Source organism: Micromonospora sp. CA-259024 (assembly GCF_050936255.1).
In the GTDB taxonomy this organism is placed as follows: Bacteria; Actinomycetota; Actinomycetes; order Mycobacteriales; family Micromonosporaceae; genus Micromonospora.
In genome coordinates, this window is sequence record NZ_JBNJND010000001.1 from 4,075,701 (window position 1) to 4,089,703 (window position 14,003).

The following is a 14,003-nucleotide window of genomic DNA, read 5'->3' on the forward strand; positions in this document are numbered from 1 at the left end:
TCCCCGGAGCTGACCCTGATCTTCGGCACCGACCGATCGATGGCGGTGAACGTCAGCGTCAACCGGCGGGGCGGATCAACGCCCCGTCCAACTGGCCCCGGATCGAGTCGACCACCTGCTCGACGGTGCCCCGACCGGTGAACCCGGCCGCGAACCTGTGACCACCGCCGCCCAGCGCGACCGCGACCCGGCTGACGTCCACCGCGCCCTTGCTGCGCATCGACACGGCCCACTCGCCGGGCGTGGTCTGCTTCAACACGCAGCTCACATCCGCCTCGGCGGTGCAGCGCACCGAGTCGATCAGCGCCTCGAGCACGTACGGCCGCTGGTCGTGCCGGGCCAGGTCGTCCAGGGTGGCGAAGGTCCAGACCAACCCTCGGCCGCCAGCGGCGGTCGGCTCCAGCCGGGCCCGGCCGAGCACCTCACCGAAGAGGCGGACCGCGCCGAAGGGCCGCGTGTCGAAGACCCGCCGGGAGATGTCGCCGGGCGAGATGCCGGTCGCCAGCAACCGGGCGGCCATCTGATGCACCGCGGGGGTGGTCGCCTCGAACCGGAAGGAGCCGGTGTCCGTGGTCAGCGCAACGTAGAAGCATTCGGCGATGGCCGGACCGAGCGCGACCCCGAGCCGGGCCAGCAGTTGCTCGGCCACCACCGACGTCGCAGCGGCACCCGGGTCGACGAGGTTGACCGTGCCGAAGCCGGGGTTGGAGGCGTGGTGGTCCAGCACCAGCGCCGCACCCGCGGACGACAACCGCCCGGCCAGCTCGCCGAGGCGCGACTCACTCGCCGCGTCAAAGCAGATCACCAGGTCAGGAGCCGGGTCCGCGGCGTTCGCCGGGACCAGCAGGTCCAGCCCGGGCAGACCACGGAACGGCTCGGGCACCTCCGGCGGCCCGGGAAAGGTCGCCTGCACCTCGCGTACGCCGAGCTGCCGCAGACCCAGAGCGAAGCCGAGCATGCTGCCCAGCGCGTCGCCGTCCGGGTTGACGTGGCAGATCAGCAGCACCCGACCGGTCGGCGGAAGGGCCCGCACCAGCGCCTCAGCCGCAGCCCAGTCCGCCTCGGCGGGGCCGGGCCGGGCCGGTGCGGCGAGCGGGGCGCTGGCGGTGCTGGTCACCGCGTTTCCCCACCCCGCGGAGTCTCCTTGGCGTCGGTGGCCTCATCGACCTCGTCGGCCTCGTCCGTCTCGTCATCCACCCGGTACGGCTGCGCTTCGCCCGCGTACTTCGCCTGGGCGGCGATCCGCTGCACCTCGGCGTCGGCGTTGCGGGCGGCGGCGAGCAGGTCGTCGATGTGCTTGACCTGGTCCTGCACGTCGTCGAGGACGAACGTGAGGGTCGGCGAGTGCCGCAACCCGAGCGCTTTGCCGACAGTGCTGCGCAGCAGGCCCTTGGCGCTCTCCAGCGCCGCCGCGGTGTCCGCCTGGGCCACCGCGTCGCCGAGCACCGTGTAGAAGACCGTCGCGTCGCGCAGGTCAGCGGTGATCCGGGCGTCGGTGATGGTGATCATCCCGAGCCGCGGGTCCTTGATCTGGCTCCGCACCACCGACGCGACCAGCTCACGCACCCGTTCCGCGTGCCGGCGTACCTTGGCCGGATCAGACATCTCGCCACCTCCACGGCGTCCTGCTCCCGGTCGACCCGGCGACCCGGAGGCCGCCGGCCCGACCGGCCAACATCTCGAACATTACCTTCGCGGCCGCGCCGGTCACCCGGCACGCCCAGCACCGTGGTCAGTCGTCGTCCACGCCGTACAGCCGGCGCCGGACCGACAGCAACTCAACCTCGGGACGGCCGGCCACCAGGCGCTCACAGGAGTCGAGCACCTCACGGACGTGCGTCGTCTCGGCGGCCACCACCGCCACCGCTATCTGCGCTCGACCGTGCAGGTCGAGCGCACCCACCTCGGCGGCCGACACCTCGAAACGGCGCAGCGCCGCCACGATCGGCCGTACGTATGATCTCTTGGCCTTGAGCGACCGGGAGTCGCCAGGCAGCAGCAGGTCGAAGACCGCGGTTCCGGTGAACATCGCCCCGGACGATACCGCCAACCCGCCCCGCATGATCAAGGGGTTTACGCCAACTGGCGTAAACCCCTTGATCAGGGTGTCACTGCCGGATCAGCCGCGAACCTTCTCGCGCATCTCGAAGGTCTCGATGACGTCGCCGACCTGGACGTTGTTGTAGCCGCCCAGGGTCAGACCACACTCGAAGCCCTCGCGGACCTCCGTGGCGTCGTCCTTGAACCGCTTCAACGAGGTGATCGTGAGGTTGTCCGCCACGACCGTCCCGTCCCGAAGCAGGCGAGCCTTCGCGTTGCGCCGGATGATGCCCGACCGGACGATACAACCGGAGATGTTGCCGATCTTGGACGAGCGGAAGACGTCGCGGATCTCCGCGCTGCCCAGCTCGACCTCCTCGTACTCCGGCTTGAGCAGGCCCTTGAGCGCTGCCTCGATCTCCTCGATGGCCTGGTAGATGACGGTGTAGTACCGGATCTCCACGCCCTCGCGGTCGGCCATCTCACGGACCTTGTTCGAGGCCCGCACGTTGAAGCCGATGATCGTGACCGGCTCGGACGAGGCGCTCGCGAGCATGACGTTGCTCTCGGTGATCGCGCCGACGCCCCGGTCGAGGACCTTGAGCTGGACCTCCTCGGGGATGTCGAGGTTGAACAGCGCGTCCTCCAGGGCCTCCACCGAACCGGAGACATCGCCCTTGAGGATGAGGTTGAGCGACGTCTTCTCACCCTCCTTGAGCTGCTCCATGAGCGTCTCAAGAGTCGCCCGGCCACGGGAGTTGGCGAATGCTGCCGCCCGCCGCCGCGCCTGCCGCTGCTCAGCGATCTGACGCACCGTGCGGTCGTCCGCCGCCGCGAGGAACGTGTCACCCGCGCCGGGCGGCGCGGTCAGACCCAGGACCATGACCGGACGCGCCGGACCGGCCTCGGAGACCTGGTTGCCGTTCTCGTCGAGCATGGCGCGGACCCGGCCGTGCGCCCCACCGGCGACGATCGAGTCGCCCGCCCGCAGGGTGCCCTTCTGGACCAGCACCGTCGCCACCGCACCGCGGCCCTTGTCCAGGTGCGCCTCGATGGCCACACCCTGCGCCGGCCCGTCGATCGGAGCGGTCAGCTCCAGCGACGCGTCGGCGGTCAGCAGGACAGCCTCGAGCAACTCCTCGATGCCGATGCCCGGCTTGGCGGCCACGTTGACGAACATGGTCTCGCCGCCGTACTCCTCGGCGACCAGGCCGTACTCGGTCAGCTGCTGGCGAACCTTGTCCGGGTTGGCCTCGGGCTTGTCGACCTTGTTGACCGCGACCACGATCGGCACGTCGGCCGCCTTGGCGTGGTTCAACGCCTCGATGGTCTGCGGCATCACGCCGTCGTCGGCCGCGACCACCAGGATCACGATGTCCGTCACCTGGGCACCACGGGCACGCATGGCGGTGAACGCCTCGTGACCCGGGGTGTCGATGAACGTCACCGCGCGGTCCACACCATCGTGCGGAACGTGCACCTGGTAGGCACCGATGTGCTGGGTGATGCCACCCGCCTCACCGGCGACGACGTTCGCCTTACGGATCGCGTCGAGCAGCTTGGTCTTACCGTGGTCGACGTGACCCATGACGGTCACCACCGGCGCACGGCTGACCAGACGCTCCTCGGCCACCTCCGCGTCGAGGTCGATGTTGAACTGCGCGAGCAGCTCGCGGTCCTCGTCCTCCGGGCTGACGATCTGGATGTCGAAGCCCAGGTGCTCACCCAGCAGCTGCAGGGTGTCGTCAGAGCAGGACTGGGTCGCGGTGACCATCTCGCCCAGGTTGAACATCTCCTGGACCAGCGAACCCGGGTTGGCGTTGATCTTGTCGGCGAAGTCCGACAGCGAGGCGCCACGGGAGAGCCGGACGACCTGACCCTGACCCCGGGGAGCACCCGAGCTCATGGTCGGAGCCGACAGGTTGTCGAACTCCTGTCTGCGCTGCTTCTTGGACTTGCGACCGCGTGTCGGCCGGCCACCCGGACGCCCGAAGGCACCCGCGGCACCGCCGCCACGGCCACGACCGCCCGCACCCGGACGACCGCCGCCACCGGCCGGAGCACCCGGACGGAAACCGCCACCGGGAGCACCCGCACCGCCGCCGGGACCGCCACGGTAGCCACCGCCACCGCCGGCACCCGCGCCGCCACCAGGGCCGCCGCGGTAACCGCCACCGCCACCGGCGCCACCGCCGGGACCGCCACGGAAGCCACCGCCGCCGCCACCACCGGGACGACCTGCGCCGCCACCGGGGCGACCAGCGCCACCGGGGCCGGGACGACCGGCAGCCGGACGCTGGCTCGGCATGGACGCCGGGCTGGGCCGCGGCGGCATGGAGTTCGGGCTCGGCCGCGGCGGCATACCCGCCGGGCTGCTCGGCCGAGGACCACCCGCACCGGCGGCCGGGGGCCGCTGCTGCTGGCCACCCTGGATGCCGAACGGGTTGTTACCGGCACCGCGCGCCGGCGGGCGACCGCCCGGCCGGGCACCCGGACCGGGAGCCGGCGTGCTCGGACGAGCTGCCGGCGAACCGGGACGGGGCGGCATCGCCGCGGGACCCGGCCGAGGGCCGGGACGGTTGCCGTCGGCCGGAGGCTCCCGGCGGACGGTCTCCCGCTGCTGCTGGCGGGCGGCCTGCGCGGCCTTGACCGCGGCCTCCTGCTCAGCCTTCAGCGCGGCGGCACGCGCCTCCGCGGCCGCCACCTCGATGTCGTGGGCACTCGCCGGCTTGGCGACCGGGGCCGCCGGCTGCGGCGCACCGGGCACCGGACCCTTCGGCTTCGGACCGGGTGCCGGCGCGGCCGGACGCCGAGGCGGCATCGGCTTGGCCGAAACCCGGGGCGCGCCCGGGGTCGGGGACGGCGTCGGGGACGGGGTTGAAGCCGGCGTCGACGCGGGCGCCGACGGGGCGGCCGGTGCCGGAGCACCGGCGGACGCGACGAATGCGTTACGCAGCCGCCGGGCGACGGGCGCCTCGACGGTGCTGGACGCGGACTTCACGAACTCGCCCATTTCCTTCAGCTTGGCGAGAACGGTCTTACTCTCGACCCCGAGCTCTTTTGCAAGCTCGTGTACGCGGGCCTTGCCTGCCACTGCACTCCTCACTCCGAGGTCGTGCGGGCAGCACCCGCAGCGACCTCACTCGTGCACTTGAAGCCTGGTCATTTCAGGGACTTCATCGTGTGCTCATGTCGGTCGTCCTACCCTGCTAGCGACCCTCGCCCGGTCGGGCTGACCGGACGTAGTGGTTGGCGCATCGACGTGCTCCGCCAGCACACCGTGGTCAAGGACCTCGGTGATGCGCAGCGCACGCCCGAAGGCGCGGCGCCGCACCGCCAGCGCGAAGCAGGCCGGATCCGGGTGCATGTTCGCTCCCCGACCCGGCAGCCTGCGGAGCGGATCAGGCCGGAGGCTGTAACCAGCCTCGTCCCTGACCGCGACGATCCGCAGCAATTCGCTGGCCGGCGCACGTTGCCGGCAACCCACACAGGTGCGCTCCGGCTGCGCGCGTCGTACCACTGGAGGAAGTCTACCCCTAGCTGCCCGAGATCGCGCCGCCCGGTTCCCGCACGTGATCAGCTGCCCCACGCGCGGCCGGGGCGGTCTGCTCCGCATCGGACCGAATGTCGATCCGCCAACCGGTCAATCGAGCCGCGAGTCGGGCATTCTGCCCCTCCCGGCCGATCGCGAGCGAGAGCTGGAAGTCGGGAACAGTCACCCGGGCGGCTCGGCCGGCCAGGTCGACGACCTCGACCCGCAGTGCCTTGGCCGGCGACAACGCGTTACCGACGAAGGTCGCCGGGTCGTCCGACCAGTCGATGATGTCGATCTTCTCGCCGTGCAGCTCGCTCATCACGGCACGCACCCGCTGACCCATCGGGCCGATGCAGGCGCCCTTGGCGTTCACGCCCGGGGTGGTGGAGCGTACGGCGATCTTCGTACGGTGACCTGCCTCACGGGCGATCGCGCCGATCTCCACCGTGCCGTCGGCGATCTCCGGCACCTCCAGTGCGAACAGCTTCTTGACCAGTGCCGGGTGCGACCGGGACAGGGTGATCTGCGGCCCCCGCATGCCCTTGGCCACGTGCACCACGACGCAGCGGATCCGCTCGCCGTGCGCGTACCGCTCGCCGGGCACCTGCTCGGACTGCGGCAGCACGCCCTCCAGCTTGCCCAGGTCGACGCTGACGATGCCCTTCTCAATCCGGGTCTCGTGCGCCTGCACCACGCCGGTGACCAGGTCACCCTCGCGGCCCACGTACTCGCCGAAGTGCACCTCGTCGGTGGCCTCCCGCAGTCGCTGGAGGATCACCTGCTTGGCGGTCATGGCGGCGATCCGGCCGAAGTCGTGCGGGGTGTCGTCCCACTCCCGTACGAGACTGCCGTCCTCGTCCATTTCCTGCGCGTACACCAGTGCGGCGCCCGACTTGCGGTCGATCTCCACCCGGGCGTGCGGTTCGGCACCGTCGGTGTGCCGGTAGGCGGTCAGCAACGCGGTCTCGATCGCCGCGAGAATCGTGTCGAACGGGATCTCCCGCTCGCGCTCGAGTGCGCGCAGCGCCGCGAGGTCGATGTTCACCTCTCCTCGTCCTCCACATCATCGTCGTCGTCGAAGTCGTCTGAATCGTCGATCTCGTCTGAATCGTCCGCGTCGTCGATCTCGTCGTCCGGCTCACCCAGCTCGGCGAGCCGGGTGAACTCGACCTGCACGCGGCCCGGGCCCAACTGGGCGTACGCCCAGGAGACGCGGTCGTCCCCGGTCTCCAGCTGCACGCCCTCGTCATCGGCCGCGACCACCCGGCCGGTCAGCTGGCGGTCACCGGCGGGCTGCTCGCCACGCTGGCCGGGCAGCGCGGCCGCGCCCCGGACGGTGACCTTGACCAGCCGGCCCACGTTGCGCCGCCAGTGGCGGGGAAGGGTGAGTGGCCGGTCCACGCCCGGCGAGCTGACCTCCAGCTGGTACTCCCCGGCGACGATGTCGCCACCGGTCTCCTCCGCGGCGTCCAGCGCGGCCGAGACCGCGCGGGAGACGTCCGCGACGGCGTCCAGGTCGATCCCGCCGTCGGCGTCGACCATCACCCGCACCACGTGCCGGCGACCGGCCCGCGACACCGTCAGGTCCTCCAGGTCGTAACCCGCGTCGTTGACCACGGGCTCGATCACGGCCCGCAACCGGGCACGCCGCGCGGCCAGGTCACCGCCGCGGGGACCCACGCCATCGCGGGGTCGACCCGTAGACCTGGTGGCACGGCCACGCTGCGTCATCTCCGCACCCTTTCCTGGTCGACGGTGACCGGGTCGTCCCGCCATGCCGGCACGCCACCGGAGCGGACGCGCCGGTGGCTGCGCAGAGCGTAACGCGCCTGCCCGGCGACGGGCCGGGCGGCGCACCGACGCCGGTGCCCCCCGGACCGGCGCGGATGGTGTTGACTTGGCCGGTGGGGATCGGCAGAACGACACAGCGCGACCAAGCATCCGGACATTCCAGGCGAAAGCTCCTGCGCGTCGGGGCTCTGCTGGCGCTTGGCGGTGCCACGGCGCCGCTGACCGGCTGTGATCTTTTCGACCGTGACGATCAGCCAGAGCCACCGCCGGACCCACTGCGGTCGATGGTGGACGAGTCCCTCGCGCTGGCCGCCGCATACCGGACGAGCGCGACCGCGCACCCCGAGCTGGCCGACCGCCTCGATCCGATCGCCGAGGCGCACACCGCGCACGCCACCGAGCTGGCCCGGGTGATCGGCATCCCCCTGCCGTCGGCGACGGCCGCCACCCCGACCACCGCGTCGGCGGCCGACCCGGCCGGCGCGCTCGCCGCCCTGAGGCGGCTCGAGAAGACCGCCCAGCAGTCCGCCGTCACCGCCTGCGCCGCAGCGCCCGCGGAACGCGCTCCACTGCTCGGGTCGATCGCCGCCGCCCGGGCCACCCACCAGGAGGCACTGAAGTGAGGCAACCGTCCGCCGGGGAGGCGCTCGCCTCCGTCCTCTCCGCCGAGTACGCGGCCATCTACGCCTACGGTCGGATCGGCGTCCGGCTCACCGGGGCGGCACGGGACGCGGCACAGCAGGCGGAGGCCGCCCACCGACGCCGGCGCGACACGCTGGTGGTGCAGCTCACCACCGCCGGCGGCGTCGTGCCGCCGGACCGCGCCGGGTACGCGCTACCGTTCCCGGTCACCGACCGGGCAAGCGCCCTGCGGCTCGCCGCTGAGGTGGAGGAGCGCACGGCCGCGCACTGGCGGGCCGCTCTGGCGTCCACCACCGGAGCCGACCGGGACCAGGCGCTGGCCGCCCTGGTCGAGTACGCCGTACGAGCCACCCGGTGGCGGAAGACGGCCGGACTGACCCCCCTGACTGTCCCGTTTCCCGGTCGACCGACCTGAACCGGTCTGCTCCGGTTGCGGTGCGCATACCAGGTATGCATACTCCGTTGCCATGTCCATCCGTCACGGGTTGCTCGCCCTGCTCGAACGCGGCCAGATGTACGGCTACCAGCTGCGCGCCGCGTTCGAGGAGTCGACCGGCTCGACCTGGCCGCTGAACATCGGGCAGGTCTACACCACGCTGTCCCGGCTGGAACGGGACGGTCTGGTGCGCCCGCTGCCGGAGAGCGAGGCCGGGCAGCGCCCGTACGAGATCACCGACGCCGGCCGGGCGGACCTGGCCCTGTGGTTCGCCACCCCGGTCAGCCGTACCGACCGGCCCCGCGACGAGCTGGCGATCAAGCTGGCGCTGGCGCTGACCACCCCCGGGGTGGACGTCCGCTCGGTGGTGCAGGCCCAGCGCAGCGCCACGATGCGGGCCCTGCAGGAGCTGACCCGGTTGAAGTACGGCAGCAACCGACCGGAGGACCTCCCCTGGCGCCTCGTACTGGACTCAATGGTGTTCCAGGCCGAGGCGGAGGTGCGTTGGCTGGACCACTGTGAGACCAGCCTGGTTCGGCACCAGCCCAGCGGCCCGGCACCCCCCGTTTCCCGACCGGGTGACGTCGACGCGCGTGACGCTGCGGGATGGACCGGCGAGGAGGCGCGACGGTGAGTGGGTCGGACGACGCGGTGCTGGAGCTACGCGCCGTCCACCGCACCCACGGGGCCGGACCGGCGGCGGTGCACGCGCTGCGCGGCGTCAGCCTGGTCGTTCGGCCCGGGGAACTGGTGGCCGTGATGGGTCCGTCCGGCTCCGGCAAGTCGACGTTGCTGTCCCTCGCCGGTGGGCTGGACCGCCCTACCGGCGGCGAGGTCCGGGTCGAGGGGCAACCACTGGGGGCGCTGGATCGTCGTGGCCTGGCCCAGCTGCGCCGCCGGCGGATCGGCTACATCTTTCAGCAGCTCAACCTGTTGGGCAGTCTGAGCGCGCTGGAGAACGTGGCGCTCCCGCTGGAACTCGACGGCGTCAGCGGACGTCGGGCGCGCGCGGCGGCCCTGGCCGCGCTCACCGAGGTGGGCCTGCCCGCACTGGGCGACCGCTTCCCGGACCAGCTCTCCGGCGGTCAGCAGCAGCGGGTGGCCATCGCCCGCGCTCTGGTGGGCGAGCGGCGGCTGGTGCTCGCCGACGAGCCCACCGGGGCACTGGATTCGCAGACCGGTGAGGCGGTGCTGCACCTGCTGCGCCGCCGGATCGACGCGGGCGCCGCCGGGGTGCTGGTCACCCATGAGGCGCGGCACGCCGGCTGGGCCGACCGGGTGGTGTTCCTCCGCGACGGCGTGCTGGTCGACACGACGGCCCCGCTGAGCAGCGTCGATCAACTGCTGTCCGGCAGCGACCGGTGACCAGCCGCCGTACGGTGCGGACGCCCGGCCGGGTCGACGCCCCGGCGGCGGGACCGGTCGTGTCATCGACGCCCATCGGTCGGCGGCGGTTCGCCGAGCTGACCGGCTCCTGGCGGGCGGCGCTGCGGATCGCCCGGCGGGAGTCACGCCGGGCCCGACGACGGACCGCCCTGGTGCTCGCGATGATCGCCCTGCCGGTGGCGGTTCTGGCCTTCCTGGCGGCGAGCTACGACATGGCCGAGCTGACCCCGCAGGAACGCGTCGACCGCCGGCTCGGCGTTGCCGACGCGGAACTGCGCTGGATCGCCGACACCCCGGTGGGGCAGGACGAGTGGGGTGAGAGCTGGTACGTGCGCGAGGGCGAGCAGCGCACCACGAGCCATGCCACCGCCGATCAGGTGACCGCACTCCTCGGGCCGGGCAGCCGGGTCACCGAGGTACGCGGACAGATCCCGCTGACGCTGCGGGGCCCGCACCGGGACGAGGACGTGGACGCGCAGGTGCTGGATCTCTCCGACCCCCTGGCCCGAGGGCTGGTGCGGTTCCGGGCCGGCCGGGCACCGCAGCAGCCTGGCGAGGTCGCGGTGAGCCCGGCTGCGCTACGCCGCCTGGAACTGCGCCTCGGCCACGCGGTGGCCGTCGCCGACGGGAGCAGGGCGTACACCGTGGTCGGGGTGGTCGAGTTTCCCGACGATCTCGGCGCGGTGGTGGCGCTGCACCCGGGGGCCGTGCCACCGACCGGTTTCGAGCCGGAGAGCGTCTGGCTCGCGGACGTGCCCGGCACCATCGATGCCGCACTGGTGTCCCGGCTCAACGAACGGGGGGTGGTGGTCACCCCGCGTCATCCGGCCGGCTCGGCATCCCAGCCGAACCGGATGTGGCTCGGGTCGATCGGGCCGAACGACGCCGACGACCTGAGCACCGGCGTGCTGATCGCCGGTCTCGGGCTGCTGGAGGTCGTACTGCTGGTCGGGCCGGCCTTCGCGGTCGGCGTCCGTCGGCGGCGGCGGGACCTGGCACTGGTCGCGGTAGCCGGCGGGGACGCCGCTCAGCTTCGCCGGGTCGTGCTGGCCGACGGGGTGGTGCTGGGTGTGCTGGGCGCCGCCGCCGGTCTGCTCGTCGGCGTCGGCGCGGCGTTCGCCGGTCGTCCGCTGGTGGAGCAGTACGTCTTCGGCGCGCGCTTCGGCGGGTACCGCTGCTGGCCGACCGCGCTGCTGCTGCTCGGTGGGGTCGCGGTGCTGGCCGGGGTGCTCGCCGCGCTGGCACCGGCCTGGACCGCCGCCCGGCAGGACGTCAGTGCCGGGCTCGCCGGCCGACGCACCCCACCCCCGTCCCAGGCCCGGTGGTTGGCCTTCGGGCTGGCGCTGGTGGCCGGTGGGGCCGGGCTGGCGGCGTTCGGAGCCACCCGCACCTCGCCGGCGGTGATCCTCACCGGCCTGATCCTGGGTGAACTGGGCCTGGTGTGCTGCACGCCGACACTGATCGGGGCACTCGCCCGCCTCGGCCGGCTGTTGCCGCTGGCGCCGCGGATCGCGCTGCGCGACGCCAGCCGCAACCGGGCCGCCGCCGCGCCGGCCATCTGCGCCGTGATGGCCGCCGTCGCCAGCAGCGTCGCGCTCGGCGGTTACCTCGCCAGCGACGGCGCGCGCGACGCGGGCACCTACCGGCCGACGCTGCCGACCGGGCACGTGCTGGTCAGCCCGAACGAGTCGGTCCGGCAGCCCACGCTGGCCCAGGTCACCGCCGCGGCCCGGGAACAGCTGGGTGCCGGCGAGGTCGCACCGGTACAGGCGGTGGGCTGCTCGCCGGCGGGCACCGGTTACTGCGACGTCGCGCCGGTGCTCCCACCGGAGCAGACCTGCCCCTGGCAGCCCGGGGACAGCCTCTCCGAGGCGCACCGCCGGCAGGCCCGGGCCGACTCGCGTTGCCTGATCCACGAGGTGGACTACTTCGGCGACTACGTGGTGCCGGGTGTGGACGACGGGACCGCACTGCCACTGCTCACCGACGCGGCTCCGGCGACGGCCGCCGCCGCCACGGCGGTGCTGCGCGCAGGCGGCGTGGTGGTGACCGACCCGCGTTACCTGCACGACGGCCTGGTGACCGTACGGGTGAGTCAGGTGGGCACCGGGCCGGACCGGCCGACCGCCGACCACGACCTTCCCGGCTACGCGCTGCCCGAGGCGGTCGGCCAGTCCCGCTTGCTGCTGTCCACGGCCGCGGCCCGGCAACTAGGCCTGAGCTGGTCCCCGGAGGGTTGGGTGATCGGCACCACCACGCCTCCCGACGAGGCCCAGCAGAACGGATTCACGGCCGCCCTGCGGCCTTTCGGGACGGTCTCCCTGTCCGTGGAGTACGGCGGCGCCCCGCGCGACGTCTCACCGCTGCTTCTGCTGCTCGCGGCGGCGGCAGGGCTGATCACGGTGGGGGCGGCCGGGATCGCCACCGCGCTCGCCGCCGCCGAGGGGCGCGCGGAGCTGACCACCCTGGCGGCCGTCGGCGCGGCACCGGCGGTACGCCGGCTGCTGGCGATCTGCCAGGCCGGGGTCATCGCCGGTCTCGGTTCGGTGCTCGGCATCGTGGCCGGACTGGGCACCGCCGCGATCGTGCTGTTCTCGGCCAACCGGCAGTACGCCACCGCCTGGCCGATTCCCGCTCCGTACCCGTTTCTGGTGCCGTGGCCCGCACTCGGGGTGCTGGTGCTGGTCCCGGTGGTGGCGATGCTCGGGGCTGGGCTGTTCACCCGTGCCCGGCTGCCGATCGAACGGCGACTGGACTGACTCCACGGCGTGGCCGGCCGGTTGGTAACCCGGGCGCGTGCGGGGGTGCCGCCGGGGCACGGCAGCCGGCAGACTGATCCGCGTGTCAGTGCTGGGAAGCCTCACGCGCCGGGTCGGTCATCACCGCTGGTTCGGCGCCGCCGCACGTCTGCTGGTCCCCGCCGACCGGGTGGTCGGTCGGCTCACCCGGGGTCGGGTGGTCGCGCTCGGCCTGATCCCGTCCCTGGTGATCACGACGACCGGCCGCCGCTCCGGCAAGCCACGCAGCAACCCGCTGCTCTACGTGCCCGACGGCGACGCCTACGTGGTGATCGGCTCCAACTGGGGACAGACCCACCACCCCGGTTGGGCGATGAACCTGCTCGCCGATCCAACCGCGGAGGTGTACGTGAAGGGTCGGCGGGTCCCGGTGCGGGCCGAGCCGGCCACCGGCGCCGACCGGGACCGGCTGTGGCAGTTGCTGGTCACCGAGTGGCCCGCGTACCGCACGTACGTGCAGCGGGCCGGGGGCCGGGAGATCCGCATCTTCCGACTGGTGCCGACCGGGCGCGGCGCGCCGGCCGGTCCGCCGCCGGCTGGCTAGGCTGACGCTCGGTAACGAGGCGGAGGCGGTCCCGTGAGCGCGAGGAGTGAGCCGGGGTTGCGAGCCCCGCAGTCGCGAACAAAGGCGGTCCCGTGAGCGCGAGGAGTGAGCAGGCCGGCGTTGACCGGGGCGTCGACGATCGACGGTGGACGGTCGCGGAGCGGGTCGCCGGGGCGGTTCGACGGCGTTTCCCGGCCGAGGTGCTCGCGGTCGCGGTGCACGGGCCTCTGGCGCACGGCGACGACGACGGCGGTGGGGACCGCGAGGCGGGCATGCTGGTGGTTACGTACCGGCCCGGCACCGGCCCGCCACCAGCGACCCGGCGCGTGGACGGGGTGCTGGTCGATCTGACCGTCGCCGCCGCCGAGGACTACCTCGCTCAGGCCCGGGTGCTCTCCCCGCTCTGGCCGCTGACCGCCGACCGGTTCGTCACCACGCAGCCACTGCACGATCCGACGGGCTGGCTGCGGACGCTGCGCGACGAGCATCTCGGCCGGCTGGCCCGGGCCCGGCCGGCGGAGTTCGGCTCCGCGGCCCGGCAGGCGTGGTACCGGGGAAGCGCGGCGCACTCCCGGGCCGCCCGGCTCGCCGAGTGGTACGAGACCGACCAGGCGCTGCTGATGCTCGGTGAGGCGCGGCTGGCGGCGGCCACGGTGACCGGTCTGCTGAGCCGCACCTACTTCCGGGACCCGGGGGACGCGGTACGCCGTACCGGGTTGGCCGGCGCGGACATGACCGAGGTGGGTGTGGTGCTGGCCCGGCAGGCCGAGGAGCTTGCCGCCCGGGGTCGTGCGGTCGACGGCACGATCGACGAGCTTCTCACCGCCTGAC

14 protein-coding genes are annotated in these 14,003 nt (G+C 73.1%); 7 read left to right on the forward strand and 7 right to left on the reverse strand.

The features are described from left to right. Positions 1-58: 58 nt before the first annotated feature. The 7 genes from ACQEUX_RS18020 to rimP all read right to left on the reverse strand — a co-directional run bounded on the left by ACQEUX_RS18020 (position 59) and on the right by rimP (position 7,306). Positions 59-1,117, reverse strand: a complete 1,059-nt coding sequence (locus tag ACQEUX_RS18020; protein WP_433048801.1) for a DHH family phosphoesterase — start codon at positions 1,115-1,117, stop codon at positions 59-61. After that, complete coding sequence (gene rbfA / locus ACQEUX_RS18025) at positions 1,114-1,605, reverse strand: 30S ribosome-binding factor RbfA (RefSeq protein ID WP_433048804.1); 492 nt, start codon at positions 1,603-1,605, stop codon at positions 1,114-1,116. Before rbfA ends, ACQEUX_RS18020 begins: the two co-directional genes overlap by 4 nt. A 127-nt stretch (positions 1,606-1,732) precedes the next feature. Further along, entirely contained in the window at positions 1,733-2,029 is a 297-nt protein-coding gene (locus ACQEUX_RS18030) for a DUF503 domain-containing protein (RefSeq protein WP_141908266.1), read from the reverse strand. Positions 2,030-2,119: 90 nt separating this feature from the next. Then, complete coding sequence (infB, locus tag ACQEUX_RS18035) at positions 2,120-5,134, reverse strand: translation initiation factor IF-2 (protein WP_433048808.1); 3,015 nt, start codon at positions 5,132-5,134, stop codon at positions 2,120-2,122. Between the two features lie 93 nt (positions 5,135-5,227). Next, positions 5,228-5,560, reverse strand: a complete 333-nt coding sequence (locus ACQEUX_RS18040; protein ID WP_089017217.1) for a YlxR family protein — start codon at positions 5,558-5,560, stop codon at positions 5,228-5,230. Positions 5,561-5,576: 16 nt separating this feature from the next. Continuing rightward, entirely contained in the window at positions 5,577-6,620 is a 1,044-nt protein-coding gene (gene nusA, locus ACQEUX_RS18045) for a transcription termination factor NusA (RefSeq protein ID WP_433048813.1), read from the reverse strand. Beyond that, positions 6,617-7,306 carry a ribosome maturation factor RimP gene (rimP, locus tag ACQEUX_RS18050; RefSeq protein WP_433048816.1) on the reverse strand — a complete coding sequence of 230 codons (690 nt, stop codon included), beginning with the start codon at positions 7,304-7,306 and terminating at the stop codon, positions 6,617-6,619. The genes nusA and rimP overlap by 4 nt, the downstream gene beginning before the upstream one ends. A gap of 155 nt (positions 7,307-7,461) precedes the next feature. On the opposite strand from rimP, the gene ACQEUX_RS18055 reads away from it, so the two are divergent. From ACQEUX_RS18055 to ACQEUX_RS18085, 7 genes are all read left to right on the forward strand, one after another. Next, the gene (locus ACQEUX_RS18055) at positions 7,462-7,989 is read left to right on the forward strand and encodes a hypothetical protein (protein WP_433048819.1); all 528 of its coding nucleotides are present in this window, start codon (positions 7,462-7,464) and stop codon (positions 7,987-7,989) included. After that, complete coding sequence (locus ACQEUX_RS18060) at positions 7,986-8,423, forward strand: ferritin-like domain-containing protein (protein WP_433048822.1); 438 nt, start codon at positions 7,986-7,988, stop codon at positions 8,421-8,423. The genes ACQEUX_RS18055 and ACQEUX_RS18060 overlap by 4 nt, the downstream gene beginning before the upstream one ends. Positions 8,424-8,475: 52 nt before the next feature. Next, positions 8,476-9,078, forward strand: a complete 603-nt coding sequence (locus ACQEUX_RS18065; protein ID WP_433048825.1) for a PadR family transcriptional regulator — start codon at positions 8,476-8,478, stop codon at positions 9,076-9,078. Continuing rightward, positions 9,051-9,809 carry an ABC transporter ATP-binding protein gene (locus ACQEUX_RS18070; RefSeq protein ID WP_433048828.1) on the forward strand — a complete coding sequence of 253 codons (759 nt, stop codon included), beginning with the start codon at positions 9,051-9,053 and terminating at the stop codon, positions 9,807-9,809. The genes ACQEUX_RS18065 and ACQEUX_RS18070 overlap by 28 nt, the downstream gene beginning before the upstream one ends. A gap of 59 nt (positions 9,810-9,868) precedes the next feature. Next, complete coding sequence (locus ACQEUX_RS18075; protein WP_433048831.1) at positions 9,869-12,589, forward strand: FtsX-like permease family protein; 2,721 nt, start codon at positions 9,869-9,871, stop codon at positions 12,587-12,589. A gap of 82 nt (positions 12,590-12,671) precedes the next feature. Continuing rightward, a complete protein-coding gene (locus tag ACQEUX_RS18080; protein ID WP_433048834.1) occupies positions 12,672-13,172 on the forward strand; it encodes a nitroreductase family deazaflavin-dependent oxidoreductase in 501 nt (166 codons plus the stop codon). A gap of 92 nt (positions 13,173-13,264) precedes the next feature. After that, positions 13,265-14,002 carry a nucleotidyltransferase domain-containing protein gene (locus tag ACQEUX_RS18085; RefSeq protein WP_433048836.1) on the forward strand — a complete coding sequence of 246 codons (738 nt, stop codon included), beginning with the start codon at positions 13,265-13,267 and terminating at the stop codon, positions 14,000-14,002. Position 14,003: the final 1 nt, after the last annotated feature.

Bases quoted from the DNA above. Each gene is read 5' to 3' on its own strand.
- rbfA (WP_433048804.1), bottom strand. From the start codon at position 1,605: ATGTCTGATCCGGCCAAGGTACGCCGGCACGCGGAACGGGTGCGTGAG.
- ACQEUX_RS18055 (WP_433048819.1), top strand. From the start codon at position 7,462: ATGGTGTTGACTTGGCCGGTGGGGATCGGCAGAACGACACAGCGCGAC.
- ACQEUX_RS18030 (WP_141908266.1), bottom strand. From the start codon at position 2,029: ATGTTCACCGGAACCGCGGTCTTCGACCTGCTGCTGCCTGGCGACTCC.
- rimP (WP_433048816.1), bottom strand. From the start codon at position 7,306: ATGACGCAGCGTGGCCGTGCCACCAGGTCTACGGGTCGACCCCGCGAT.
- ACQEUX_RS18065 (WP_433048825.1), top strand. From the start codon at position 8,476: ATGTCCATCCGTCACGGGTTGCTCGCCCTGCTCGAACGCGGCCAGATG.
- ACQEUX_RS18070 (WP_433048828.1), top strand. From the start codon at position 9,051: ATGGACCGGCGAGGAGGCGCGACGGTGAGTGGGTCGGACGACGCGGTG.